The sequence below is a fragment of the Myxococcus sp. AM011 genome (genome assembly GCF_013372595.1).
Classification (GTDB): domain Bacteria; phylum Myxococcota; class Myxococcia; order Myxococcales; family Myxococcaceae; genus Myxococcus; species Myxococcus eversor.
On record NZ_JABXEM010000017.1, the window covers coordinates 1 to 25,926 of the forward strand.

Genomic DNA, 25,926 nt, shown 5'->3' on the forward strand with positions numbered 1-25,926 from the left:
GGCCTGTCGGCTGTCGCTGTAATCCGCCGGGTTGCTCGCGGGGGCGCGCTCCCGGAGAATGCGCGGGTGATGACGGGTGAGGTGCTTGCGGGCCGCTACCGACTCGAGCGGGAGTTGGGGCGTGGGGGAATGGCCACGGTCTTCCTGGCCACGGACCTGCGGCTGTCGCGCCCGGTGGCGCTGAAGCGGATGCACCCGGGAGGTGGCACGGGCCGCGCTGAGCGCTTCCGCAGGGAAGCGGAGCTGGCTGCGTCCCTCCACCATCCCAACGTCCTGGAGGTTCACGACTACGGCGAGGACGGGGCGCATGGCCCGTTTCTCGTCTGTGAGTGGGTGCGGGGCGAGGACCTGCGCGCGCTGGCGGGGAGGCTGTCGCCGGTGCCGCCCGAGGCGGTGATGGTGCTGGGTTGGGAACTCGCCCGGGCGCTGGCGGCGGCGCATGCGCGCGGCATCGTCCACCGCGACGTTAAGCCCGACAACGTGCTGGTGGCGGAGGGAGGGCCGCTGAAGCTGGCCGACTTCGGGCTCGCCGCGCTGGAGGACCAGGAGCGACTGACGAGCACCGGGGCGGTGACGGGCTCGCTGCCGTACATGGCGCCCGAGCGCATCGACACGGGCGCGTACTCGCCCGCTTCGGATGTGTACGCGGTGGGGGTCATCCTGTTCGAGCTGTGCTCGGGGACGACGCCGCACGCGGGCAAGGGCGCGGCGCATCTGGCCGCGTCGGTGATGACGAAGGAGGCGCCGTCGCTGACGGAGGTGGTGCCGGGCACACCCGAGCCGCTGGCGTCGCTGGTGGCGCGGTGTCTGGAGAAAGACGCGCGGGACAGGCCTCGTGACGGGGCCGTGCTCGCGGCGGCGTTGGAGGAGTTGCTTCAGCGCGGGGTGGGGCCGCCCGCGGAGGTGGCTCGGGAGTTCTTGGGAAACCCGGTGGCGGTTGTTTCCCGATGGCGTCGGGAGCGCTTCGAGAGATTGCTGGAGGAGGGGCGTGGCTTGCTGGCGCGCGGCGAGGGCGCGCGGGCCGCGAAGGTCCTCAACGCCGCGCTGGTGCTGGAGCCGACCTCCGCCGAAGTGGTGGCGCTGTTGCGCAAGCGGCCGAGGCGCTCCGGGTGGCAGGCTGGCGCCGTGGGCACGGGGCTCGTGCTCTGCGCGGCGGTGGGGTGGGGTGGATGGACGCTGGTTCGACGGAGCGGGACTTCCGGAGTGGAAGGGGCGCGCGTCACCGAGCCTTCGAGCGAAGCCATCACCGCCGAGCGAGCGAAGTCCGCACAGCGGGCGGGTGATGGCTCTTCCGCGGTGGAGACGCCTCAGGCAATTGAACGAGGGACGCCGTCGCGTGGTGCGGAGTCTCCGTCAGCGCAGGTGTCCCCAGAGACGGTGCCCGTGGATGGCTCCTCCTCCACCTCCGTCGACGAGCGGTCTCGTGCTCCCTCGGGTGTCAGTGAGCCACCTGCTCCACGGACAGAGCGCCCCACGAAGCCCGGCGAGTCACCTGCGCCGACGGGACGTTCGGAGGAAGTGGCCCCAGCGAAGCCCGGCGGGTCCCCAGCGCCGACGAGACATTCGACGAGAGGGGAGCCCGTTGAGGCGTCCCAGTCCCCAGCGCCGATGAAGAGCCCGGACATGGGAATCACCGTCTCCGATGCCCTGGTGCCGACGACGAGCCCAAGCGCGGGAACCACTGTCCCTGCGCGTCCCGCCGTGCTGAAGGTGACGGCGCGTCCGTGGGCGGAGGTGTTCGTGAATGGCGAGAGTCGGGGCTACACGCCGCGCGTACGTGAACTCTCGCTGCCACCGGGGACCTACCAGTTGCGCTTCGTCAACCCGCTGTGTGACGAGGTCGACCAGGTGGTGACGCTCGCACCCGGAGAGACGGTGGTGCGTGACGTGGTGTTGCCGTTGCGCAAGGCGGAGGTGCTCATCCTGGCGCCCGTGGGTGCGCGGCTCTTCTTGGATGGCCGGGAGGTGGGCGTCGCGCCCCTCCCTGGCCCCGTGGCCGTCGAACATGGGCGACACACGGTGACGGCGCGCCGGGCGGGTGCGCCTCCCTTGCAGCGAGAGGTGGACGTGGTGGCTGGTCGTCGTCTCGAAGTGACGCTGGACGTGACGCCGTGATGGGCGCGGCCTTGTTGATGACTGTGCTCGCGGCCACCCCGCTCGACGGCGCGCGCGGTGCCTACCAGTCCGGCGAGCTGTCCCAGGCTCGCGCGGAGCTGGAGTCCCTGCTCTATCCACTGCGGCTCGACGGAGACGCGTTGGAGGCGGACGCGCACCTGCTGCTCGCGGCCACCTACCATGCGCAGGAGGAACTCGCCCGGGCGGAGGACGAGGTGGTGCGAGGGCTGGCCGTGCACGGTGACGCGGTGCTGGACCCGCTGCTGTATCCGCCGGACTTCCTCGCCTTCGTGGAGCGTGCGCGTGTGCAGCACCAGGCGCGCATCGCGGAGCTGAGCGCGGAGCGACGTCCTCGACTGCTCCCACCGCCGACGCCCATCGTCGACCCCGTGGGCCAGGTCGCGGTGCCCGCTTCGCCGATGCCGACGCGGGCCTGGTATCTGGCGCCGTTGGGGGTGGGGCACTTCAAGCATGGGCGCTCGGGAATGGGCGCGGTGATGGCGGTGACACAGGGGTTGGGGCTCGCGGCGGCGGGAGTCTCGTTGGGGGCCTCGCTTTCCATGCGAGGGCCGGACGGCCGCTACAGCGCGAGTGACGCGGGGACGGCGCGGACGCTCAACGTGACGTACCTGGTGGGCGCCTATGCCTTCGCGGCGGCCTATGCGTATGGTGTCCTGGATGGGATGGTGTTGACGCCCGCCCCGTCTGCTCGGCCGGTGCCCTGAGGGACGGGCGGGATTTTCGTTTCGAGGAGCCCGCTTTTAAGAGGGGAGGATTGGAGGCCGACATGACCACCGACATCATCCGCGAGCGCCGTTTCAACCCCTTGATTGCCGGGGTGTTGTCGTTCTTCTTCCCGGGCCTGGGCCAGCTCTACAAGGGGCAGTTGTTCCGAGCCATCCTGTGGTTCTGCTTCGTCGGCGCGGGCTACTGGTTCTTCATCTTCCCCGGCCTCGTGCTGCACTTCTTCTGCGTGCTCGGCGCGGCCCTGGGCAGCGCGGGACAGGACCGGCTCCGGCTTCGCAGGTAGAAGACCCCAAGAAACTACACCGGTGAGAACTTCACGCCGGTAGCCTTCGCGCGCTCCAAAGCCTTCTTGATGTCCTCGGAGACGATGAGCGCGATGTCCCAGCCTTCCGTGCGGAAGACCTTGGCATCTCCCACCTTCCCGAGGTCGATGCGCATGTCATCGACGGCGTAGTACTGGCCTACCTTCTCGGGGAGTCCATCCTCCGGCTCCCAGCGCTGCACCCTGGACGCTGCGTCATCGATGCAGCGGATGAGCTTCGTGGCCACGAGGATGAGGTACTGGTCCGGGTGCCCCTTGATGGACACGGGGATGAACTGCACGTCATCGGGGGCCAGTTCCTTGAAGATCTCCGCAACCCTGACGTGGACCACGGGCGTCACGCCCACGCCCGCCGTGGAGAAGTCCAGTGCCTTGCCTGGCTCATCAATGGGTATTTTTAGAGGGCCTTTGATTTGGACAGGCCGCCCCGCCCTGAAGCTCCATGGGTCCTCCACTTCCTGGCCTCGTTCGTCTTCGGGGTCCCCCAGGTACCAGCTCCCGGCCTGAACGTTCTCGGCAAGGTCGAAGAATCGAGTGGGCATGGCGTGGTTCTATCGCTGCTGGCGCTCAGTCAGGAGCTTGTTGATGTCCGTCCCCTTCGTGGCGTCCACGCCCGCGTCGTGACGGAACGATGACCCGACGCGGGACGTCCGCCCGCCAACGGGTCTTCGTGCGCGTGTACCACTGTGACTGTCCCTTCTACGCAAGGAGCAGTCGCGCATGGGCATGTCCAGCGGTGGTGGCCGGGGTGGAATGAAGAGTGACATCAACGTCACTCCCCTGGTCGACGTGGTGCTCGTCCTCCTCATCATCTTCATGGTGGTGACGCCCATGATGAAGCGAGGCAAGGAAGTGGAACTTCCCCAGGCGAAGCACATCGAGGAGGAGGATGGGCCCGACCCGTTGATCCTCTCGGTGACTCCGGACCGAAAGCTGTTCGTGGAATCCGAGGCCTATCCGGACGAGCGCGTCCTTCAGGCGAAGCTCAAGGCCGAGCTGACGCAAGTGCCTCGGCGGCGGTTGTTGCTCAAGGTGGACCAGTCGCTCACGTACGCGGACGTGATGAAGGTGATGCAACTGGCGAAGGACTCCGGGGCGGAGAAGGTGTCGCTCGCGGTGGTGAAGCCCGAGGGTCAGGCGAGCGCGGGCACGCCGTTCCCGTTGACGCCCTGAGGACACGTCCGTGGGTTCCGGTACCGAGTCCGGAGCCCGCGAGGCGACAGTCCGCACGTCATGCGGGCCTCCATGCGCGGGCCCAGGCATAGTGTCGGGGATATGTGGCGAGGCTTGTGGGCGAGGATGTCCCAGCAGAATGTGGCGGTGACGCGGCTCTTCGGGATGCTGCTGTTGCTGGGCGTGTGCTGTCTGGGGTTCATCGCGTTGTCGGACGAGGTGTCGGAGGGGGAGACTCAGGACTTCGACGAACGGGTGTTGCGAGCGCTGCGAAGTCCAGAGGATCCGCTGGTGCCGAGGGGGCCGTGGTGGTTGCGGCTCTCCGCAGAGGACGTGACATCACTGGGGGGCGCGCCGGTGTTGATCCTGGTGACGCTGGCGGTGAGCGGCTTCCTGTTGCTGGTGCGACGTTACCGGACGTTGCTGCTGCTGCTCGTGGCGACGGTGGGCGGGACGCTGCTGAACGGTGCGCTGAAGCAGTTCTTCTCCCGGCCTCGGCCCTCGGTGGTGCCTCACCTGAAGCAAGTGATGACGACAAGCTTCCCGAGTGGACACGCGATGTTGTCGGCCATCGTGTACCTCACGCTGGGCGCGCTCCTGGCGCAGCTCGCGGAGAGCAGGCGCGTGAAGGCATACATCCTCACGGTGGCGCTGCTGCTCCCGCTACTGGTGGGACTGACGCGGGTGTACCTGGGGGTGCACTATCCCACGGACGTGCTGGGCGGCTGGGTGGCGGGGCTCGCATGGGCGCTGCTGACGGCGCTCGTCGCGCGTGGCCTGCGACGTCGCAGCCCAGCCCTGCGTGAAGAGACGCGCCGCGAGGTGGAGTGACATCGCCCGGTGGCTCATCCTCTCCGTGCAGAAGTAGGCCAACGACTCGTCCAGCAGGGCTGCTCGGTCTCTAGGAGACCGAGAGGGCATCAGTTCCCAGCGTCGGACACGAACGCATCCCCACGCCAGGCCTCACGAAAAAGCCCCCACGCGGCGTCCTCTGGGCGAAAGTCGTGACCCCGTGCGTCGTCTCTCCCGTCCCTCCCCACCGCGACCGTTCCCCTCTCCCGTGAGGTTCGCGGAATGAGCGTGTGGAGCTGGCTGGGTCGGTGGTTCCCTTCGCTGCGCAGCGAGCACGTCCCCATCTTCTACGACGAGGACTACCGACTCCCCCTCACCGGCATCGAGTCCACCGTCGGCGTCGAACCGCGCGGCGTCGACTTCACCACCTGGTACCTGCTGGAGAAACACGTCGTCCGTCCCTCGGACGTGCACCGACCCAGGCCCGTGAGCTACGCGGAGATGTCCCGCATCCACGACGCCTCCTATCTGGAGTCACTCAGCCTTCCGGAGACCCTCGCGCGCATCTACGCCGTCGACCCGTCCGAAGTGCCCGTGGACACCCTCCTGTCCAACGTGCGCCTCGTCTGCGGAGGCACCCTCGGCGCCGCGCGCCTCGCTTTCGGCCGCAGAGGCCCCGTCGTCAACATGTCCGGCGGCTTCCACCATGCCGCCCCCGGCCGCGGCGGTGGCTTCTGCGCCGTCAATGACATCGCCGTCGCGCTCGCTTCACTCAACGCCGATGGCTACGAAGGACAGACTGTCGTCCTCGACCTCGACGCCCATCCTCCCGATGGCACCGCCGAATGTCTCGCCGGACATCCCAAGGTCTGGATTGGCTCACTCTCCGGCAGCGACTGGGGCGCACTGCCCGAAGGCGTCGACGAGACCCGCGTGCCCGAGGGCGTCACCGACGACGGCTACCTCGCGTTGCTCGAGGCCACGCTGTCGCGCATGCCCAAGCCCGACCTCGCCTTCGTCATCGCCGGCTGTGACGTGCTCGCGGGTGACCGCTTCGGACGCGTGGGCCTCACCGTGCAAGGCGCGCGGCGCAGGGACCAGCTCCTGGCGCGCGCCCTGCGCGGCGTGCCGAGCGTCTGGCTCCCCGGCGGCGGCTACCACGCCGAGTCGTGGAAGGTCTTCGCCGGCACCGTGCTCGTGCTGTCCGACATGGGTGGGCGCCGCATCAAGGACCGCTATGACCCGCTCAGCGCCCGCTATCAGCGCATCTCCCGCCTCCTCTCGCAGGAAGGTGAGCCGCTCGATGAGCCGCTGACGCTGGAGGACCTGGAGGGCTCGCTCGGCCTGGGCGGCGCGGTGCAGCCCCGCGTGCTCGGCTTCTACACGGCGCAGTCCCTGGAGTACGCCCTCTTCCGCTACGGCCTCCTCTGGCAGGTGGAGCGACTGGGCTACAGCCGACCTCGCGTGGAGGTGGGCTCCACCGGCGTCGGAGACCGCATCAAGGTGCTGGGCCGCGCGGGCGGACAAGAACACCTGCTCGTCGACGCCGTGGTGGAGCGACGCACCATCGCGGGCGAACCCTTCTTCTTCGTCAACTGGCTCAGCCTGCGTCACCCCCGAGCACGCTTCAGCGAGCGCCGCCCCCAGCTCCCGGGCCAGGACGTCCCCGGCCTCGGCCTCGCGCGCGAGGCCACGGAGATGTTCGTCCTGATGGCCAGACGCCTCGGCCTCGCGGGCGTCGCCTCACGCCCCATGTGGTACCACCTCGCCGTGGTCGCCCGGGCCCGCTTCCGCTTCGTCGACCCCGCGCGTCAGGGCCGCTTCGAGGCGATGATGAGAGACCTGGCCCACCTGCCCCTGCTCGAAGCCACGCGCGCCGTGGCCGAGGGCCGCGTGTCGCTCAACGGCGAGCCCTACCGCTGGGAGCCGGATGACCTCGTCCTGCGCCTGGAGCCCGTCCCCGTCGACACCGACGTCATCGCCGCCGAGCGCGAGCGCTGCCACTTCACCGTGGAGCCCCGGCACTGAGTGGGGCGCCAGGCGCGTCCGTCCGCTCGAGGCGCGCTTCGCGGGAGGCAGTCCGTCACCGCGCCTCGGGCAGGCGCTCGCCCTCCCGGCACCCACCACGAACCCCCAGGGCTCATGGTAGGCAGGGGCCGTGGACCTGGACGCGCTCCGCCGTGAGCAGCACAAGCTCCGGCTCTCGTGGATGCCGTGGCTCTATTTCTCCCTCAAGCCCCGCCACCGCGCGTGGGCGGACGCCTGGCAGCGCGAGGTGCAGGACCTCTTGCGTGAGCTGGAGACCGTCGAAATCGCCGAGGGCTGTTTCATCGCCCCGCAGGCCCGCATCTTCGCCGAGCCCGGCCGCGCCGTCGTCATCGGCCCCGGGTGCAGCATCGCCGCGGACGCCTTCGTCCATGGCCCCGTCGTCCTCGGGCCTCGCGTGAGCCTCAACGCCCGAGTGAGCCTGGACGGCGGCGCGGGCGGCATCCGCATCGGCGAGGGCACCCGCATCGCCACCGGCGCCACCCTCTACGCCTTCGACCATGGCCTCGCCCCGGACCGCCCCGTGAGAGAGCAGCCCGTGACTTCCCAGGGCATCACCCTGGGCGCGGATGTGTGGATAGGTGCCAACGCGGGCGTGACGGATGGCGTCACCGTGGGGGACCACGCCGTGGTGGGCATGGGCGCCGTCGTCACCCGCGACGTGCCTGCCTGGGCCGTCGTCGGAGGGGTGCCCGCCCGTGTGCTCGGCGACCGCCGGGAGCGCCACCGCTCGGGGGCCCCGGGCGGGTGGGAACCGGGCGACCAGGAGTGAACCTTCTCCGGCTTCATTGACTTCCCGACATTCGCCGGCTCTATGCTGGGAGCAGACGTCGCCACCGGGAGGGGCACAGGGTGTTGGTCAGGCTTCTGGCAGCCATGTGCGCTGCCTGGGCGCTGGACCCCCGCCGAGGGCGCAGGAGGCCGAAGTGGCAGACGAGCGGCGGGACGTGGGGCGTGTCGAGGCTCCAGGACCGGTTCCCGAGGCGACCGAGGGTGGCCATTCCCCCCGCGCATCCTCGTCCTCCGCGGACAGCGGAGCCGCGATGGCGCGGCGTCTCCAGGTGCTGGAGGGACTGCTCAGTGAAGTCGTCTTCCAGCTCGACGCCGAAGGCCGCGTCACCTACCTGGGCCCCGGCTGGGAGAAGCTGACGGGGACGCTCAGGGCGGTGTCGCAGGGCCACCCGCTGGTGGAGGCCGTGCACCCGCCGGACCGCGATGCCGCGCGGGCGCTGCTGGAGTCGGTGTCCGCGCAACGCCTGCCCGACGCGCGCCAGGAGCTGCGCCTGTCCGTGGGCGACGACGCGCGCTGGGTGGTGCTTGCCGCGCGAGGCGTGCCCGGTCAGCCCGGTGAAGTCGTGGGCACGCTGCTGGATATCGACTCGCGCCGTCGGGCCGAGGAGGCCGTCGCCACGCGCGAGCGCTACCTGGAGACGATGGTGGAGGTGCAGCGGCGGATGATGCCGCACCAGCTCCCCGTGGACCTGTATGCCTCCGTGGTGGAGCCGCTGGGCCGCGTGTCCAATGCCAGCCGCGTCTACGTCTTCGAGATGCACCGCGGTCCGCAAGGCGAGCCGCTCGCCTCGCAGCGCGCGGAGTGGTGCATGCCGGGGATTCCTCCCAACCTGGAGGACCCGAACATGCACGGCCTGCCGCTGCTGGAGGCGCTCCTCCCCGAGCAGGCCTCCGCGCTGATGCACGGCGAGCCGGTGCAGGGCTTTCCCACGAGCTTCACGCCCGTGCTGGCGCCGATGCTGGAAGCGCAGGGCGTGCGCTCGGTGCTGCTCCTGCCGCTGCATGTGCACGGGCAGCTCTTCGGCGTCATCGGCTTCGACAACTGTCGCGAGGCGCGGCCCTGGGGGCCCATCGAGGTCAACCTCCTGTCGGGCGCCGCGGGCACGCTGTCGCTCGCGCTGGAGCAGCGCACGGACAAGGCGCTGCGCGTGCGCACGGAGACGACGCTGCGGCGCACCGAGGCCGGCGTCCACCTCCTGATTGAGGCCTTCCCGGACCCCGTCATGGTGCACGTGGGGGACGGCGTGCTGCTGTCGGTGAACCCGGCGCTGGTGCAGTACCTGGGCTACCGGGACGCGGCGGAGCTGGTGGGCACGCACGTGCTGGAGCTGGTGCGCGAGGAGGACCGCGGCGCGGCCCAGCTCTATCTAGGCCAGGCGCTGGAGGGGAAGCGGTCGTCGCGCGCGGTGGAGGTGCCGCTGGTGCGCCGCGATGGCGAGACGGTGGTGGCGGACCTGGTGACGCTCGCGGTCGTCTTCGATGGAACGCCCGCGTGGGTGACGATGGCGCGCGACTTCACCGAGCGGAAGCGCTCCCAGGCGCAGCTCATCCTCGCCGACCGCATGGCCTCCATGGGCCTGCTCGCCGCCGGAATCGCGCACGAGCTGAACAACCCGCTGGCCTACGTGCTCTCCAACCTGGACTTCCTGCACGCCACGGTGGGCCCGCGCGCGCGTCCGCTGACTCCCGATGACCTGGTGGAGTGCCGCCAGGTGCTGGACGACGCGCGCGAGGGCGCCGAGCGGATGCGGCAGATTGTCCGCCAGCTCCGCGTCTTCTCCCGCGTGGAGGACAACCGCGAGGAGCCGGTGGACGTGCACCGGGTGCTGGACTCGGTGGCGCAGATGGCGGCCAGCGAGGTGCGTCCCCGCGCGCGGCTGATAAAGACCTACGGCGTGGTGCCGCTGGTGCGCGGCAACGAGGGCAAGCTGTTCCAGGTGTTCCTCAACCTGGTCATCAACGCCGCGCACGCGATTGAGGAAGGCCAGTCGGAGACGAACGAGATTCGCATCACCACGCGGCCGGACGACGGCGAGCGCGTCCTGGTGGAGGTGCGAGACACGGGCGGCGGCATCCCCCCGGAGCACCTGCGTCGCATCTTCGACCCGTTCTTCACCACCAAGTCCGCGGGCCTGGGCACGGGCCTGGGGCTGTCCATCTGCGACACCATCGTCTCCGCGCTGGGTGGCCACATCTCCGTGGAGTCGGCCGTGGGCGTGGGCACCACCTTCCGCGTGGCCCTGCACGCCGCGTCTCCGCTGGACTCCGTCGCCCGTCACGGCCTCTGAGCCCTGACGGTGAGGGAGTCCCCTCGCGCGCGCGTATCGCCCGCGAGGGGTGTGGCTCGAAGAGGCGCGTCAGCTACAGATGCCCAGCGGCTGTGAGCCCTCGATTCCCAGCAGGGTCCGTTGGTGCGTGATTCCACCCCACTGGGCGATGGTCACCCACCAGGTCTTCTTGAAGAAGAGGAGGCGGACGCGAGCAAAGGCCTTCAGGGTTCCGGAGAGCGTGTTCAGGTCCAGGTCCGTCTTCAGCTTCCAGTCGAGCGAGCAGACGGGCCAGAAGACCTCGCCCGAGGCGGGCAGGGTGGCGTTGATGAGGGCCAGACTGCCCTCCACGCCGAAGGCGACGATGATGACGTCCACGGACGCGGACGCGGCGACGTTGGACCAGCCGCCCGGAATCGCCGACAGCCGCGCCACCGTGGGGCCGACGAGTCCCTGCACCGCCAGTTTCACGCCGCCGGAGAGCGACGCCTTCACGGTGATGGGCACCGGGCCCACCATGAACGTCTTGGAGGCGTTGAAGAACGTCCGGCTCCAGTTGATGGGAGGCGGTGAGTACGTGGCGTAGAGGCTGGTGGACCAGACCTCCTGGCCCAGCACGTAGAGCGCCGCCGTGCCGCTGTTGTCGCCGCCGTTCTGCCCCACCACCTGCGCGCGCCCGCGCACCAGGTCATGCTCCGAGGAGAACACGGCGGCGAACAGCTTGCCCTCCGCCACCGCGACGACCTTCTTGTCCGCGTTGACGGTCGCCGTCTCGGCCGTGAGCACCGCGTTGAGGTGGTAGCCCGCGCCGAAGAGGCTGTTGCCGAACTTCTCCGTGCGCACGTAGGACTTGTTGAACGTCTGCGCCGGGTTGGTCCACGGCATGATTTCCGTCGCCGGAGGGACCTGGTGCTGGAACGCCTCCGGGATGACCGCCTGCTGGATGTCGATGTTGTGGGTGTAGTCGGACAGGTCGAACTGGAGCTGGCCGCCCGTCCGGTTCGCCTCGTCCTGGAGGATGGAGTACTCCTGGTTCGTCGTGTAGCTGGCGCCCGGGACGAACGGCGCCACCTGGGACTCCCACGCCACCGTGTTGTTGAGCGGTGTGCCCGGGGCGTAGACGGCGAACGGATACTTCGAGGGCTGGACGACGTAGGGACTCGGGTCGACGTAGCTCTGCGCGGCGACGAGTCCTGGAACCACGGCCAGCAGCGTCGCGACGACGCGCGACAGTGCCCTGTTCATGTGGGCCTCCCGGGGGGTAGGTGGAAGGCTGTCTATTTACTCCGGGTGAAGTCCGTGGATGTGTTTGAATCGTGAAAACACGTCACGGGGGCCGTCGGTATGTCTGACTTCTCACGGTCCGCCGCGTCAACGTCAGTGCATGGGCGTTGGTGCTGACTGAGAAGTGACAGGCGTGGTGGGGGTTTCCACGTAGGTGGTGGCCATGCGTCGGATGTCGGGATGGCGCTCGTGCTGGCTTGCCCAGCGCAGCAGGGCCAGGGCGCCGGGCGTGTTGCCCCGGTGCTGGCCGAGCAGTTGGACGATGTCGGAGCGCACGCCGTCGGACACGTCCTCGCGCAGCGCCTGTCCGAGCATGGGCAGGAGCAGCGGCTCCAGGGGACGGAAGCCGCAGGCGAAGACGACGGCCCGGCGCACCTCGGAGGCGGAATCGTTCGCCAGTCGCTCCACCAGCAGGCGGTCCGCCTCCGGGCCGGGAATCCCGCGCAGCGCCACCATGGCCGCCTCGCGCACCTTCACGGAGTCGGAGCGCAGCGCGTCCATGATGGACTCGAGCGCGCCCGGCGCACGGGTGTTGCCCAGCGAGCGCAGGAGCAGGGCTCGCTGGTCCGCGTCTCGCGCGGCGCGGTAGTCGTTCTTCAGCTCCTGCACCAGCGCCTCGGAGCCGCGCCCGTCGGTGTCGTTCAACTGCATGGCCGCGTTGCCCATCGCCAGCGTCGCGGTGCCTCGCAGGCGTGGGTCCTCGCTTCGGGACAGTTGTCGCAGCGTGTCCACGCCCTCGCGAAGGGGGTTGTCCGCCATGCCCAGCGCGGAGACCGCGTCCATGCGCACGTCCGTCGTCAGCGCGGTGTCGACGGTGGCCGACGCCAGCGCGCGCAAGGACTCCGGCGTACTGGCCGCGGAGAGCGCGCCCAGCATCGCGCTGGCGGCGAGCGGGGACAGGCCCTTCTCGCGCAGCAGCGCGGGGATGCGCGCGGCCTCCTCGGGGCGGAGCAGGAACAGGGCGCGCAGCTGCTCCAGGGCCCGCGTCCTCGCGTCGTCCCGGGCCTTCTCATCCGTGGGCAGTGCGCGCAGGTCCGCGAGGATGTCCTCGAACGTCCGCGAGCCAAGCACCTGGCGATGGTGCGCGAGCGGGTCCGTCGCCTGTCCCTGGAACGAGGCCAGCGCCGCGGTGGTCAGCAGTCCCGAGCGCGCGGCGAAGGCGCTCCGCAGCGAGGCGTCTTGTCGACGCTCCAGCAGCCGCAACGTCAGCTCCGTCGTGTTCGTCACCGTGGGCAGGCCCTCGCCCGAGTCCACCGTGAGCTGCTCACGCGTCTGGAGCGTTTGCAGCCACGCGCCCTCGCCCAGCTCGAAGGTGGAGCCGCCGCTGACGCTCATGCGCGGGGATGTGCCCAACGGCTGGAGCCCTTGAGGCGTCGCCACGGCGGTATAGGCGCGCTTGCGCTTCTCGAAGCGGCTGGAGCCCTGGCGCTGGTACGCCGCGAGGTACTGGCCGGAGGTGTCCTGCTCCTCGGTGCTCCACGACGTCCCGGGCATGCCGTTCACCACGAACTGGGACGACGCCACGACGGAGCGCAGCAGCCCTCGCGCCAGCTCGTCCACGCCCTGCTCGAAGTGCGTCAGCGACACCGCGCCCGTCCTGTCCCACGTCGCGAAGAAGGGCAGCGACAACGCCGCCACCATCGCCTGGCGCTGCTCGGGCGCGAGCGCCCCTTGTCCCTCCACCTGCAGCTCGAAGCTCGTGGGCCGCAGATGGAAGCGGACGAGCACCGTGTCGCCCTCGACGGAGACGATGCCGACGTCCCACTCACCCTGGACGGCGAAGCGCATGCCGGAGCCGGTGGACGCGGCGGGCGCGTTCTGTTGGCCAAAGGACACTGTCAGCCCCAGGCTCAACGCGTGACGGTGGAGCGAGCCCGGCACCCACGCCCGTCCTCCGACCGCGTCACGCGGGGCCTCGGAGGGCGGTGGAGGCTCCGTTGCCCGCACGGATGACGCCGCGTTTCCCACCGGGGCGGAAGATGCTTCCCCCGCTTGCCTCCACCACACCGCGCCCAGCCCCAGGAGGAGGAGGAACGCTGCCAACCCGACGACGTGAAGTCGCTTGCGGCGCATCGTGTCTCCCGGGGACGCTTCCTTGACAGGGGGATGTGTCCCAACCCACGCTTGTCATTGAATGACTGGGAACGCCAGGGCTCCGAGAATATAGCGAAATCCCTTATCGTGGGGCTGACATGCTGAGTCGACGCCGCTTTCGTCATCTCATACCCGGAGTGTGCGAGTCTCGAACGGCCTCGCGTCCGGAGTCCTGGCGGTGGCTGGTGGGGTTCGCGCTGACGTTGCTGGCGGCCTGTGGCGCCCGGGAAGAAGCGCCACCGTCCACGGGGCTCGATACCCAGGCCCAGGCAGTCCAGGCGGTCCGCACGTGTCCCGTCGCCCGGGTCTCCTCGCTGGCCGACTCCTGCATGGGCTCATGCCATCTGGGGTGCGGGGACGGCTTCTGTCAGGTGGGCGCGGAGAACGAGGCGACGTGTCCGAGCGACTGCTGGTGTGGTGATGGCGTCTGCACCGCGGAGACGGTGAACACCTGCCCCGTGGACTGTGGGTGTCCCGGTGGGCTCACCGTGGACTGCCAACCCGGAGACTCCTCCTGCTCCGCATCCCTGCTGGGGGACCCGTTCGCGGTTCCTACCCTCCAGCGACAGGAAGCACCATGAGCCGCCGTCTCCACCCCCTCGTGCTGGGCTGCTGCGCCGGGCTGGCATGCACGTCTTCCTCCATCTCCCCTCGGGCCTTCTCGGACGTGGAGGTCGAGTGGCTCGGCTTCTCCGAGACGCGGGCGACGCTCCAGGCGGGGGGGTCCAAGGCGCGAGGGCTGCACATCGCCGACGTGGACGATGATGGGAGGAAGGACCTGGTCCTCGTCGCCTCGCAGGAGGAGCAGGTCTGCATCCTCCAGGGCGAAGGAGGAGGGCGCTTCGCGGCGGCCCGGTGCCTGGCCGCGGGGACCACGCCCATGGACGTGGCCGTCAGCGACGTGAATGGCGACGGACGCCAGGACCTGCTCATCGTCGGCCACTTCTCCAACGCCCTCACGGTGCGCCTGGGCGGAGCGGGTGGCACGTTCCAGGAGGGCATCCCCTACTCGCTGGGCAATCACTCGCAGCAGGTGCGGGTGGCGGACCTCGACGGAGACGGACACCTCGACGCGATAACGAAGAACGCGGGCTCGGCGGGCTTCTGGAACATCACCTCGCTCAAGGGCCGGGGCGATGGCTCGTTCGGCGAGGCGGTGCCTCACTCCGTCACCGGACTGCCTCGGGATTTGACGGTCGCCGACGTGAACGACGACGCGCTGCCGGATGTCCTCGTCCTCAACACCAACAGCTTCACCGTGGACATCCTGCTCGCGCGCAAGGACGAGAAGCTCACCGCCGCTCCTCCGCTGAAGCTCAGCGGGTCCGCGGACGACGAGCCCTTCCGCCTCGCCCCCGTGGACGTGAATGGCGACGGCAAGCTGGACCTCGTCATCACCCATGGCCTGTCGGACAGCGGCTACCTCTCCGTGCACCTCGGTGACGGCCGGGGCGGCTTCACCTCCATCGCGCCCATCCTCGCCAACGAGCCGGGAGAGGTGGTGGTGGCCGACTTCAACCAGGACGGGCGCAGCGACATCGCCCACGCGGGGATGTCCGGCGGTGTCTACCTGCTGCTCGGCACGGCGGACGGACAGCTCGGCGCGCCGGTGCGAGTGGCGTCCAGCGTGGCGCCCACGTCCCTGGTCGCCGAGGACCTGGACGCGGATGGCTTCCCCGACCTGGCGTGGACGACGCCGGACACCGTGGAGGTCCTCCTGGGCTCCACGGTTCGCCGTGAGCCCTAGGTGCGTACCCGGGAGCAACGTGGTCCTTCTCAGTCCGCATCCATCGTGGAGGTTGGCATGAAGCAGCTCTGGCTCATCGTCGGTCTGGTCATCGTGGGCTTCGCGAGCCCCTCCCAGGCGCAGCTCAGCGGCCGGTGCGGCGGTGACGACAACCTCACGCCGCAACAGGTCCAGGGACGCAACGCGTGGGCGCGCAAGTGTGGCTACATCTCCGCCGCGAAGGAGGCCATCCTCAACGCGGACAGCGAGTACCAGGTCTTCGCCAACGGCTGTTTCCGGTACCCGTGCTCCACGAACAACTGTCTGTACTTCGTGCCCGTCTCGCCCAGCGCGCCCTGTGTGACGGGGCTCGTCAACCTCGGAACGTGTATGGCGAGCACCGTGGCTCCGCCGCGCGGCTCCCTGCTGGCATACCTGGAGGACTCCGTGCCCGCGTGGCCCGCCTGGCTCCCGCGTGACGCGGCGGGCCCCACGTGAGCGCGGCGGAGACCGGCCGCCTCACCGTGGTCCTGTGGGCCTGCGTGACCTGGATGGCTTGCGGAGTCGTGGCTCCAGAGGGCTCGAGTGAAGCGCTCGGCGAGTCCTCCCAGCCGCTCCCCGCCTGCCAGTGCCCGCTGCAGTATCTCCGGGCGGGCGAGGTGGTGGACCCGCTGCGGCCCCAGTGTCCCTATTACGAGTGTGAGAGCTACTGCGGTGATGGCTACTGCGCCGCGGGTGAGGACTCGTGGAGCTGCTCGTGGGACTGCGGCTCACCCACCTGGTGCGGAAACGGCTCCTGTGATTTCGGCGAGAGCGAGGGGAGCTGTCCGTCCGACTGCTACTGCGGGGACGGCTGGTGCAATGGCGAGACGGCGTATACCTGCTCCGTGGACTGTGGCTGTCCCAACCCCTGCGGCGACGGGACGTGTGGGCCGGGCGAGTCCACCGCCACGTGTCCCGGTGACTGTGGCTCCGCGTGTGGAGACGGTGCCTGCACGGGTGGAGAGGACGTGTTCTCCTGCGCCACGGACTGCGGCTACTGCGGGGACAACTTCTGCACGGGCTCGGAGACGTGGAGCAGCTGTCTGCATGACTGCGGTTTCTGTGGGGACGGCCTCTGCACCGGCATCGAGAACCGCTTCCTCTGCAGCCAGGACTGCGGCTTCGCGGCCCCGTGCCTGAGCCCCGCCGAGTGCCCCATTCCACAGCTCACTCCCTGAGGGAGCGGTCGGGACTCCGGCTCGTACGTCGCCGGAGTCCCGACCTGGAGGTTTCAGCGCGCGGGACTACAGGCCGCCGACGTCCACGTCGTCACGCAGGGACAGGCGGTAGTCGTCCTGGGCCCACTCGTTCTGGAAGCGCACGGAGCCGGTGAGGAAGCCCTCCGCGTTCATCACGTTCTCCAGCTTCACCTTGCTCTCCGGCCGGACGTTCCAGACCTGGCCCTTGAAGTTGAAGACGGTGACGCGGTTGAGGTGCAGCTTCACGCCGTCGGCGCCCAGCAGCGTGTCACCGGCCTTCAGTGTGCGGGCCTTCACCATGGTGCCGTCCTCGAGGACCATCGGGTGCTCCGCCGTCACTTCCAGGCGGCGACCCTCCTGGGTCTCCAGGGTGAAGATGTCCTCCTGCGTGTCACCCGCGACGTAGCTGCGGATGGTCTGCTCGCCGTAGCGCAGGAAGCCCGGCTCCGAGTCAGGGCTCAGGGACGTCACGGTGGTGAGGCCGGACGCATACGCCTCCGGCACGGGCAGCATCCGCCCACCGAAGGCGACCTTCTGGCTGGGCGTGGTGCAGCCGGCGACGCAGGTGCCCAGCTTGTTCAGGCCGGAGATGCACGTGGCCGACTCCTCGGCCGGGACGAAGAACGAGCAGGTCGAACCCGCGGGCACGGCCGGGTACGCGAAGCAGCCGTTGGTGAAGACCTGGTACTCGTTCTCCGTGTTGAGGTACGCCTCGCGCGTGGCGGTGATGAGGCCGCACTTGCGGGCCCAGGCGTTGCGGCCCCGGGCGAGCTCAATCGTGGTGAGCTGGTCATCCTGGAAGCAGCGCGTGGACAACTGCGCCAGGGCGGTGCTCGAGAGACAGACAGACAAGACAGCGACAGCGATGAAGACATTCTTCATGGGTTCTCCTTGAGGTGTTTGGGGTGTGGATTGCGCTGGCGTGGCCTACGGCACGCCCGCGGCGCTCCAGGCGTCTCGCACCGCGTTGACGACGGAGGCGTCGTAGCGGTCCGCCGCGGCCTGGATGGTGTAGGCCTTGGCCTGGGACATCGTCGTGGTCGACGTGTAGTAGTTCGTCGCGGCGAAGTAGAAGGTCTGCGCCGCGCGGTTCATGCCGACGCCCGTCACGTTGACGGGTGACTTGCCGCGCGGGTGCGTGCCGCCCGTCACGAGCAGCTTGAAGACCAGGTTCTGGATGCCCGAGTTCCAGTGCACGCCGCCGTTGTCCGCGGTGCCCGTGTAGCGCTCGGGGTAGTAGTCCCTGGACGAGCCGTCTCGCGTGGGGCTGTCCATGTAGCGCAGCGCATCCCCGCCGATGTTCGGCGTCCAGATGTCCTCGCCAATCTTCCAGACGTCCGCGTCGATGGCGCCGCCGCGAGTCCAGCTCTCGCAGATGGCGGCGGCGATGTCCGACAGGCTCTCGTTGAGCGCGCCGGACTCGTTGCGGTACACGAGCCCCGACTCGTACTGCGTCACGGCGTGGGTGATTTCGTGCGACACCACGTCCAAATCCAGGCCGAGCTGGCCCGAGTTCACCCCGTCGCCGTCACCGAACACGATTTGGATGCCGTCCCAGTACGCATTCACGTACGCGGAGCCGTAGTGCACGGTGCTGGTGATGGTGGCGCCCCGGTCATCGAACGAGTCGCGACCGAAAATCGTCTCGTAGCAGGCGTACGTGGTGCCGACGTGGTCGTAGTTCACGTCGACGTGGTTGTCGCCCGTGGCCCCGCCGAGCTCGATGCGGCGCAGGGTGCCGGGCGTGGTCCACTGGTTGTTGGCCGAGTGGATGCGACGATTCATGGCGGAGTGGATGAGCGGCTGCACGTCGAGCACCCGGCCCGACGCCGCGTCCACGTAGACGCGGTCCCTGGCGGGCGCGTCCTCGCGAGTGCCCGCGCGCGTCACCTCCCAGGCGGAGGCCAGCGTGCCCTCGGCGCCCAGGAAGTAGACGAAGCGGGGCTCGCCCTCGACGACGAGCGTGTCGAGTCCCTCCAGCGCCGCGCGCTTCACGTCGTCGATGGGAAGCCGCGCGAGCATCGCGGGCTCGCCAGCGCCTCGGGCCGAGCCATTGGCCGCGTACACCAGGCCCGCAGTGTTGACGTGCAGCACCAGCTCACCACCGATGACGCGGGTGCCCTGGCGCGTCTGGTCGTAGCGGATGTGCGTGAAGCCCAGGTCATCCACGCGGCTGGAGCGCACCGTCAGCTCCTCCGCGCGCAGCCCGAACACCGGGGCGATGGCGCGCAGCGCGGGAGCGAGCGCGTCACCGGCCCTGAGCGAGACGAGCGCGGTATCCGCCGTGCCCAGCCGCCCCCGGATGAAGCGGGGGGTGCCGTCCTTCCCCACGTCGACCACTTCCACGCGGCCCAGCGCGGCGAGGGCGTCCTGTCGCGCCTGCCGGGTGCTGTCCCGAGCCTCGGCCGGGTCCGCCGGGACGTCGCCGCACGCGACGCTCAATACGGCACAGCACGCTCCAATCAATCCCTGTTTCCAAGTCCGAGTCACGACGCGCTCCTGTCTTCTGGTGGGTGTTGCTTCACGGCTCCAGCGCGGGTGCGTCCGATGGACGGGCGAACCCTCCTCGCTGGCACTGCGGGGCGCACGAGGCCCCGTCCGCCCACGGCAGACAGGGTGCTCCTGGGCCCATCACGGCTGCGCACTAGAGGTGAGCTGTCATCCGCCGGACTTCGTCGGGATTGGCCCCCGACTCCGCCAGGCCGGCGAACAGCGCCTCTCGCAGCAGGTCCTTGAGCCGGGGGTTCTCCAGCTTCGAATACGTGTCGACGGCGAGCTGCCGGTCCACCTGTGCGAGCCGGAACAGCAGGTCGTACTTCTCTCCGACGAGCCCCTTCTTCACCGAGTCCGGCAACGTGCTGTCGATGGGCGTCAGCGCCAGCGACGTCATCGCCTCGCGAGCGGTGGGCTCCTGGGGTGCCAGCTCGAAGAGCAGGTCAATCATCGCCATGCGCTCCAGCACCGGCTCGGGCTTGGTCTCCAGGAACTGGGCGCCGGGTGGAAGCTGCTGGAGCGCGGTGGGGTCCGCCAGCTCGTTCCTCAGTGCGACGATGCGCGCGCCACCTTCGCGCGTCAGCTCCTCCACGAAGACCTCCTTGCGGAAGAATGCGTTGAAGCGCCCGGCCCGGTACTCGCGAGCGGACTGACGCGCGGCCTCGCGTTGCTCCTTCGCGACGCGCGCCTCGTCCTTGGTGGGCGCGGTGCCTGCTGGCGCGGCGACGGGAGCCTCGACTCGCTTCGTCGCCAATGCGGCGGGCCGCGGCGCGGGTGCGTGCGCCTGGGGCGTCGGGGTGCCTGAGGGTGTGGTGGCGGAGGGCGCGGCGGTGGTCCTGGAGAGGAGTCCGTAGAGGCCGGTGCCTCCGAGGACGAGCAGCGCCAGCCCGGGTCCCATCATCCGCCAGCGTCTGGGAGGCTTTGGCTTGGCGCTCTCGGGAGGATGTCCGTTCATGGGGCTTGCGCTCCTTGTCGATGACGACGCGATTCGATGAGAGGTTCAGAACAGCCAGCGCGGCGGAGGCGGCTCATCGGAGAGGCCGAGGAACCTGCGGTTGACGACGCGGTTCTCCGGGTCCACCGTCACCTGGAGCACGGGCTCGGGGAAGGGCACCGTCACCTGCGACGTGTCGGACTCGGGCTCCAGGCCGTAGTCGAGCGTGACGAGCCTGCGCTGCGTGGCGCCCTCGAGCAGCACGTCCACGGAGACGGGGTAGTGCGTTCCAGAGACGGAGCGCTGGAGGGCGGTGACGGTGACCTCGCCGTCGTCCTCCTCGGTGCTCACCTCGAAGTAGGGCCAGTCCGGGTCCCCCTCGCCGTGGACCCAGGCGTCGAAGTACGGGCGCAGGTTCTTTCCAGACGCCTGCTCCAGCGCGACGCGCAGGTCCTCCACGCTCCTGTCTCCAGGCTGCGACAGGAAGCTCTTGATGCCTCGGAGCACGACGTCCTCGCCGAGCAGCGGCTCCAACTGGAGGAACAGAATCATGGGCCCGGTGCCGTAGACGTCCGACGCGAGCGAGAGGAAGACGGGCGGCGGGTCGTCCTGGGGCTGCGGGTAGTACGCGGCGGTGCGCGCCAGCCTGTCCCAGTACGCGCGCGTCTGCTCCGCCTCGCCCGAGGGGCGCGCGCTCAGCTCGTACAGGTACGTGAGGTATTCGGCGATGGCTTCCTTCCACACGAAGTCGAACGGCCGCGACAGCGTGGTGCGATTGCCCGCCCACTGGTGCACGACCTCGTGCATCAGCGTGTGCATCGTCATGTTCGCGTAGTCGCGCCGCAGGTCCGGCAGATCCTCGCGGAGGATGAGGTTGGCGGGGTGCTCCACGCCGAGCCAATCCGTGGGCGCGCCCGCCACGCGCAGCTCCGTGCCATAGGGCAGCGGCCCCAGCTCGCCGATAATCCAGTGCAGGTACGCCGTCACGTCCCCGCCGTTGAGCGAGGACGCCAGCTTGCCGCCGGGCACCTCGTAGAACACCAGCTTGAACTTGTTCGACACCTCCGTGAGCGTCTTGGAGACCCAGGCGGGGTTGGAGGCCACGGCGAAGGACGAGTACGTGGGCGCCTTGGTGAGCCCCGTCAGCGTGCACTTCGTCGTGGTGTCGTCCGGCCGCGTGCGCTGGCCCGGGCACAACACGCGCTCACCCAGCGCATGCTTCACGGTGAAGACGTATTGCGCGAGCAGGTCCGTGCGGTCGTCGCAGGGGCCGAACCTGTCACAGGCCTCCACCCAGTTGAGCAGGTAGGAGAACGTGTTGCCCGCCTTGTCCTGGCGACGGGAGAAGCCGACCTGCGTGAAGTCGTACGTCTGGAGGGGCACGGTGAAGCGCGCCTCCAGCTTCACCTGGCCCGCGAAGATTCCAGTCCCGCAGACGCGGATGCCATCCTCGACGGACTCGGTCCGCTGCGGGGTGTTCCCATTCCAGCGGACGTCGGTGAGGCCCTCGGGCGCCTTCACCACGACGCAGTCGCCGCCGGGGGGATAGACGTTCAAGAGCAGCGTGGACTTCGCCGCGCCTGTCTGCGTCGCGAAATCGTATTCGTAGCGCGTCACGTTGAGCGCGAGGTCGCCCTCGGGCATCAGCGGCTCGAAGTCGAAGGAGCTCGCCTGGGTGCCGACGAGGGCCTCCGTTTCAAGAGAGGGGTCCTCCGTCGGGCCACACCCCGTGAGCGCGAGGGCTCCCCATGCGAGTGTCACCACCGAAAGACCGCGTGCCACCTTGTCCGCAAGCCATCCTGGGATGCTTCGCATGGCGTCCTTGTCGTGAAGTGACGAGCGCGATGGGACGACGCGAGAGCCCATGTCCCCCGTGGGGCTCTCGCGTCGGCTTCGAACGGGGACCGCGTCAGAGGCCGTCGACGCTGGCTTCGTCGCGCAGCGACAGGCGGTAGTGGTCGTCCGCCCACTCGTTCTGGAAGCGCACCGAGCCCGTCAACAGGCCCTCCACGTCGAGCACGTTCTCAATCTTCTCGTGGCTGACGGGCTGCACGTTCCAGGTCTTCCCCTCGTACCGGAACACGGTGACGTCGCGAATCTCCACCTTCTCGCCCGTGGTGCCGAGCAGCAGGTCGCCCTTCTGGAGCGTCTTGGCCTTCACCATCTCACCAGTGGCGGTGACCATGGGGTGCTCGGACGTCACCTCGACGCGGCGGCCGTCCACCGTCTCAATCGCGAACACGTCCTCCACGGTGTCTCCCGCCACGAAGGCGCGGATGGTCTGCTCTCCCGTCGTCGGCGCGACGAGCGACGCGTCCTTGGTGAGCGCCGTCACCGTGCGCACGCCCGCGGCATAGGCGTCCGAGATGGGCCAGTACTCACCCCCGAAGGACACCTTCTCCTTCGCCGTGTAGCAGCCCGTCACGCAGGTGCCGAGCTTCACGAGGCCGGGGATGCAGGCCGCGTTGACGTCCGCGGGGATGAAGAAGGTGCAGCTCGCGGAGGGCCCCGTGGTGGCGAAGGAGTAACAGCCGCCGGAGAACACCTGGTACTCGCCTTCGGAGTTCAGGAAGTCGCGCTTCGCCGCGGTGATGTAGCCGCAGTTGTGAGCCCAGTTGTTGCGACCCTGCGACAGCGCGTAGGTGGTGAGTTGATCATCCGTGAAGCAGCGCGTGGACAGTTGCGCCGACGCCGTCGTGGAAAGCACCGCGCACGCAAGGACAACCAGATACGACAGTCGCTTCATGGGCTTGCTCCTGAAGGCTGATGGAGGGGCTCTGTTTGCGGAGTCAGGGGATATACCCGGGTTCACTGACAGTAAAGTGTAAATCGACATATCGTGGGAATCCCTGACTGGAATGTTGGGTGTAATTGATTTGCTGTGAACACGGATGATTCCAGGCGTGAGTCCTGGGGTCTGGCGTGGGCGTTGGCTCGAAAACCACTGCGAACTCAGTGGGTTGGATGCGGGCCCTGTCCGGGTTCGCGCTGCAGGGAGACAGCCCATCGCGTCAGGAGTTGGGGGTCCCGAGCGGGCGGCGGCCGCGTACACCGGGCTCCGGATGGGGGTTCGTGATGTCCCAGGGAGGGCGCACTCAGGGTGCTGATTGTGAACATGTAGGTGCGAGGGGAGGGGCGCGTCTTTATGAGGGGCTCACCCTGAAGCGGCGCTCCCCCCGCGCCTTGGAGGAAGGCATGCGCGCACATTGGTTCCGGTTCATCGTGGCGCTGTGCTTCGTCCTGGGGACGGGGGCGCGGGGGGCCTCGACGCCGGTGCGGGGTACGGCCGGAGAGGCCTGTGCGGGCAACGCGCGCTTCCTCATCGGCGCGGGCATGGGGGACATCACCGGCCCCGCCGCCGAGGTGGGGATGATGGGCTACGGCCAGCTCTCGCAGCAGACGGCGGGCATCCACCAGCGCCTGCGCTCGCGCGCCTTCGTCATCGTCTCGCCGTGCAACGGGCGGCGCGTCGCCTTCGTCAGCGCGGACCTGGGCATGGTGTTCCAGGCGGTGAAGACGCAGGTGGTGGAGAAGCTGCGCGCCCGCTTCGGCGCCGTGTACTCCGAGGAGAACGTCCTCATCAGCGCCACGCACACGCACTCGGGGCCGGGCGGCTTCTCGCACCACACCCTCTACAACCTGAGCACCTTCGGCTTCGTGCCGCAGAGCTTCGACGCCATCGTCTCCGGCATCGTCACCTCCATCGCCCGCGCGCACGCGCGACTGGGGGAAGGCTCGCTGCGCCTGTCCGCCGGAGAGCTGCTCGGAGCCAGCCGCAATCGCTCGCCAGAGGCCTACCGCCTCAACCCCGCCGCCGAGCGCGCCCGCTACACCCACGACGTGGACACGCGGATGACGCTGTTGCGGCTGACGCGGAAGGATGGGCGCGACGTGGGGCTCATCAACTGGTTCGCCGTCCATGCCACGTCCATGGGCAATGACAACCACCTCATCAGCGGCGACAACAAGGGCCTCGCTTCGTACCTCTTCGAGCGGGCGCATGACGCGGGGGACACGTTCGTCGCCGCGTTCGCCCAGTCCAACGAGGGGGACGTCACGCCCAACATCCTCGGCGGGACGAATGGCGGCGGCGCCGACGACTTCGAGTCCACCGAGCTGTCCGCCCGTCGCCAGTACGCCGCCGCCGCGCGCCTGTGGGGGCAGGCCACCACGCCGCTCACCGGAGGCGTGGACTTCCGACACACCTTCGTGAAGCTGGACGCGGTGGATGTGGCGCCCGCGTACACGGATGGCCGGCCGCGCCGCACGTGTCCCGCCGCCATTGGCGTGTCGATGCTCGCGGGCGCGGAGGACGGGCCCGGCTTTGGCGTGGAGGGAGCGACGTGCTCCGTCATCCATGACCTCTGGAGCCAGTTCACCTGCGCGCTCACCACCACGCCGTGTCAGGGAGAGAAGCCCATCGTCCTGGAGATGGGCAGCATGCTGCCGTATCCGTGGACGCCCAACGTGCTGCCCCTCCAGCTCGTCACCGTGGGCTCGCTCGCGCTGGTGGCCGTGCCGTTCGAGGTGACGACGATGGCCGGGCGTCGCCTTCGCCAGACGGTGCTGGAGCGGCTGGCGCCCATGGGTGTCACGGAGGTCGTCATCGCGGGGCTCGCCAACGACTACGCGGGCTATGTCGCCACGCGCGAGGAGTACGCCCGCCAGGCCTATGAAGGCGCGTCCACGCACTTCGGGCCCTGGACGCTCGCCGCGCTCCAGCAGGGCTTTGATGCGCTCGCCGTCGCGTTGAGGGATGGCCAGCCGGTGCCGCCCGGCCCGACGCCTCCGGACCTGCGCCACGCGCAGACGAGCCTCCAGCCCGGCGTGGTGTTCGATGACAAGCTGCTCTGGGTGGAGTTCGGCGAGGTGCTCAAGGACGCGCGCGCGGCCTACTCACGTGGCGACACGGTGCGCGTCACGTTCTGGGGCGCGCATCCGAAGAATGACCTGCGCCTGGAGGACACGTACCTGCGAGTGCAGCGCAAGGGCTCCATCGGCGCGTGGGTGGACGTGGCGGATGACAGCGATTGGGAGACGCGCTACCGGTGGGAGCGGGAGAACTGCCTGCCCACGCTGGGGTGCTCGCACGTCATCGTGGAGTGGCACATCCCTCGGGATGCATCACCGGGCACCTATCGCATCCTTCATGAGGGCGAGTGGAAGTCCGGCTGGGATGGCCGCGTGCGGCCGTACTACGGCGCGTCGCGGGCCTTCACCGTGAAGTGAGCAGCTCGGGGACGAGGCCGTCCTCGTGACGCGAGTGGCGTGCACGGGAGAGGAAGTCGCGCAGTTGGGGCGAGGGAGGCAGGAGTTGCACGCCGATGCCCGCTGAGACGCCCCACGTGCGGGCGTGCGCGGAGTCGACGTGCCGCACCACCTCGCCCTCGCAGGCGAACTCCTCGCCGGCCAGCCGCAGCGTCAGCTCCAACCGGGTGAAGAGGGCAGGGAAGGGCTCCGCGCAACTCAGGAAGAGGCCGCCCTTGCCCAGCTCCATGCCGTGGACGCTCACGCCCTCGGGATGGCGAATCCACACGTCCCAGGACCCGGGAGGTGCCTGTTCGGAGGATTCGCCACCGTGCGGATGGGATTCGCCGAGCAGTGAGGTGCCGTGGCGTGCCCGGGGGACGGGCGTGCACGGCGAATCCACGGAGTGGTCCGACAGGCAGCGCGAGCAGTGCATGGTCGCCTCGAGCAGACACCGGGAGGTGCTGACTCCGCGGGGGCGGAGGGCTCACCCGTTGCTCTATAGCGCGTGCGGGAGTCCACGTGCCGACGGGCCCAGGCGCGCCACGTGGGTCCAGGCGCTTGCGATGATGGCTGGCGCACAGAGCCGGCGGGGCGGCTGGCCCGCATGGGCGCGGGGACACGGTGAGCGATTGGCGCTGGCGGGGCCACGC

At 69.3% G+C, this 25,926-nt stretch carries 22 protein-coding genes; 13 read left to right on the plus strand and 9 right to left on the minus strand.

Annotation, left to right across the window (positions count from 1 at the left end; genetic code table 11):
• The 3 genes from HUW62_RS05610 to HUW62_RS05620 form a co-directional block, all read left to right on the plus strand.
• The coding region (locus HUW62_RS05610) for a serine/threonine-protein kinase (RefSeq protein ID WP_255203255.1) at window positions 1-2,115 on the plus strand (2,115 nt) is incomplete at its 5' end.
• Complete coding sequence (locus HUW62_RS05615; protein ID WP_217911142.1) at window positions 2,115-2,840, plus strand: hypothetical protein; 726 nt, start codon at window positions 2,115-2,117, stop codon at window positions 2,838-2,840. The genes HUW62_RS05610 and HUW62_RS05615, both read left to right, overlap by 1 nt.
• 62 nt (window positions 2,841-2,902) lie before the next feature.
• The gene (locus HUW62_RS05620) at window positions 2,903-3,145 is read left to right on the plus strand and encodes a hypothetical protein (protein ID WP_163863508.1); all 243 of its coding nucleotides are present in this window, start codon (window positions 2,903-2,905) and stop codon (window positions 3,143-3,145) included.
• A 14-nt stretch (window positions 3,146-3,159) separates the two neighbouring features.
• On the opposite strand, the gene HUW62_RS05625 is transcribed toward HUW62_RS05620, so the two are convergent.
• Window positions 3,160-3,726 carry a DUF1629 domain-containing protein gene (locus HUW62_RS05625; RefSeq protein WP_163863506.1) on the minus strand — a complete coding sequence of 189 codons (567 nt, stop codon included), beginning with the start codon at window positions 3,724-3,726 and terminating at the stop codon, window positions 3,160-3,162.
• Window positions 3,727-3,904: 178 nt separating this feature from the next.
• Here HUW62_RS05625 and HUW62_RS05630 point away from each other — a divergent pair, with 178 nt between their 5' ends.
• The 5 genes from HUW62_RS05630 (at window position 3,905) to HUW62_RS05650 (ending at window position 10,275) form a co-directional block, all read left to right on the plus strand.
• Window positions 3,905-4,357: a biopolymer transporter ExbD gene (locus HUW62_RS05630; RefSeq protein ID WP_163863503.1), complete on the plus strand. Its 453-nt coding sequence runs from the start codon at window positions 3,905-3,907 to the stop codon at window positions 4,355-4,357.
• A gap of 126 nt (window positions 4,358-4,483) precedes the next feature.
• Window positions 4,484-5,188, plus strand: a complete 705-nt coding sequence (locus HUW62_RS05635; protein WP_255203256.1) for a phosphatase PAP2 family protein — start codon at window positions 4,484-4,486, stop codon at window positions 5,186-5,188.
• A 243-nt stretch (window positions 5,189-5,431) separates the two neighbouring features.
• The gene (locus HUW62_RS05640) at window positions 5,432-7,177 is read left to right on the plus strand and encodes a histone deacetylase (RefSeq protein WP_163863499.1); all 1,746 of its coding nucleotides are present in this window, start codon (window positions 5,432-5,434) and stop codon (window positions 7,175-7,177) included.
• A 130-nt stretch (window positions 7,178-7,307) separates the two neighbouring features.
• Entirely contained in the window at window positions 7,308-7,967 is a 660-nt protein-coding gene (locus HUW62_RS05645; RefSeq protein WP_163863496.1) for an acyltransferase, read from the plus strand.
• Between the two features lie 271 nt (window positions 7,968-8,238).
• Window positions 8,239-10,275: an ATP-binding protein gene (locus tag HUW62_RS05650; RefSeq protein ID WP_255203257.1), complete on the plus strand. Its 2,037-nt coding sequence runs from the start codon at window positions 8,239-8,241 to the stop codon at window positions 10,273-10,275.
• Between the two features lie 69 nt (window positions 10,276-10,344).
• Here the strand turns inward: HUW62_RS05650 and HUW62_RS05655 are convergent, their stop codons facing one another.
• Together HUW62_RS05655 and HUW62_RS05660 are read right to left on the minus strand one after the other, a co-directional pair.
• A complete protein-coding gene (locus tag HUW62_RS05655; protein WP_163863491.1) occupies window positions 10,345-11,499 on the minus strand; it encodes a hypothetical protein in 1,155 nt (384 codons plus the stop codon).
• A gap of 132 nt (window positions 11,500-11,631) precedes the next feature.
• Entirely contained in the window at window positions 11,632-13,419 is a 1,788-nt protein-coding gene (locus HUW62_RS05660) for a HEAT repeat domain-containing protein (protein WP_368670346.1), read from the minus strand.
• 398 nt (window positions 13,420-13,817) lie between these two features.
• On the opposite strand from HUW62_RS05660, the gene HUW62_RS05665 reads away from it, so the two are divergent.
• The 4 genes from HUW62_RS05665 to HUW62_RS05680 are packed head-to-tail and all read left to right on the plus strand — an operon-like array spanning window position 13,818 to window position 16,578.
• Window positions 13,818-14,213, plus strand: a complete 396-nt coding sequence (locus HUW62_RS05665) for a hypothetical protein (RefSeq protein ID WP_176433808.1) — start codon at window positions 13,818-13,820, stop codon at window positions 14,211-14,213.
• Window positions 14,210-15,379 (plus strand): VCBS repeat-containing protein, encoded by a 1,170-nt coding sequence (locus tag HUW62_RS05670; RefSeq protein WP_176433809.1) that lies wholly within the window; start codon window positions 14,210-14,212, stop codon window positions 15,377-15,379. The genes HUW62_RS05665 and HUW62_RS05670 overlap by 4 nt, the downstream gene beginning before the upstream one ends.
• Window positions 15,380-15,436: 57 nt before the next feature.
• Window positions 15,437-15,856: a hypothetical protein gene (locus HUW62_RS05675; RefSeq protein WP_176433810.1), complete on the plus strand. Its 420-nt coding sequence runs from the start codon at window positions 15,437-15,439 to the stop codon at window positions 15,854-15,856.
• The gene (locus tag HUW62_RS05680) at window positions 15,853-16,578 is read left to right on the plus strand and encodes a hypothetical protein (RefSeq protein ID WP_176433811.1); all 726 of its coding nucleotides are present in this window, start codon (window positions 15,853-15,855) and stop codon (window positions 16,576-16,578) included. Before HUW62_RS05675 ends, HUW62_RS05680 begins: the two co-directional genes overlap by 4 nt.
• Before the next feature lie 66 nt (window positions 16,579-16,644).
• Here HUW62_RS05680 and HUW62_RS05685 read toward each other — a convergent pair whose 3' ends face one another.
• The 5 genes from HUW62_RS05685 to HUW62_RS05705 form a co-directional block, all read right to left on the minus strand.
• Window positions 16,645-17,481 (minus strand): hypothetical protein, encoded by an 837-nt coding sequence (locus tag HUW62_RS05685; protein WP_163863479.1) that lies wholly within the window; start codon window positions 17,479-17,481, stop codon window positions 16,645-16,647.
• A gap of 45 nt (window positions 17,482-17,526) precedes the next feature.
• Window positions 17,527-19,041 carry a M4 family metallopeptidase gene (locus HUW62_RS05690; protein WP_255203258.1) on the minus strand — a complete coding sequence of 505 codons (1,515 nt, stop codon included), beginning with the start codon at window positions 19,039-19,041 and terminating at the stop codon, window positions 17,527-17,529.
• Between the two features lie 202 nt (window positions 19,042-19,243).
• A complete protein-coding gene (locus HUW62_RS05695) occupies window positions 19,244-20,047 on the minus strand; it encodes a hypothetical protein (RefSeq protein ID WP_163863477.1) in 804 nt (267 codons plus the stop codon).
• A 45-nt stretch (window positions 20,048-20,092) separates the two neighbouring features.
• Entirely contained in the window at window positions 20,093-21,841 is a 1,749-nt protein-coding gene (locus tag HUW62_RS05700; protein ID WP_176433812.1) for a M1 family aminopeptidase, read from the minus strand.
• 94 nt (window positions 21,842-21,935) lie between these two features.
• The gene (locus HUW62_RS05705) at window positions 21,936-22,772 is read right to left on the minus strand and encodes a Hint domain-containing protein (RefSeq protein WP_163863473.1); all 837 of its coding nucleotides are present in this window, start codon (window positions 22,770-22,772) and stop codon (window positions 21,936-21,938) included.
• 449 nt (window positions 22,773-23,221) lie between these two features.
• On the opposite strand from HUW62_RS05705, the gene HUW62_RS05710 reads away from it, so the two are divergent.
• On the plus strand, window positions 23,222-25,255 hold the full coding sequence (locus HUW62_RS05710) for a neutral/alkaline ceramidase (protein ID WP_163863471.1): 2,034 nt from the start codon (window positions 23,222-23,224) through the stop codon (window positions 25,253-25,255).
• Here the strand turns inward: HUW62_RS05710 and HUW62_RS05715 are convergent.
• Complete coding sequence (locus HUW62_RS05715; protein WP_176433813.1) at window positions 25,242-25,709, minus strand: PilZ domain-containing protein; 468 nt, start codon at window positions 25,707-25,709, stop codon at window positions 25,242-25,244. The two genes, HUW62_RS05710 and HUW62_RS05715, sit on opposite strands and share 14 nt — an antisense overlap.
• Between the last annotated feature and the right edge of the window lie 217 nt (window positions 25,710-25,926).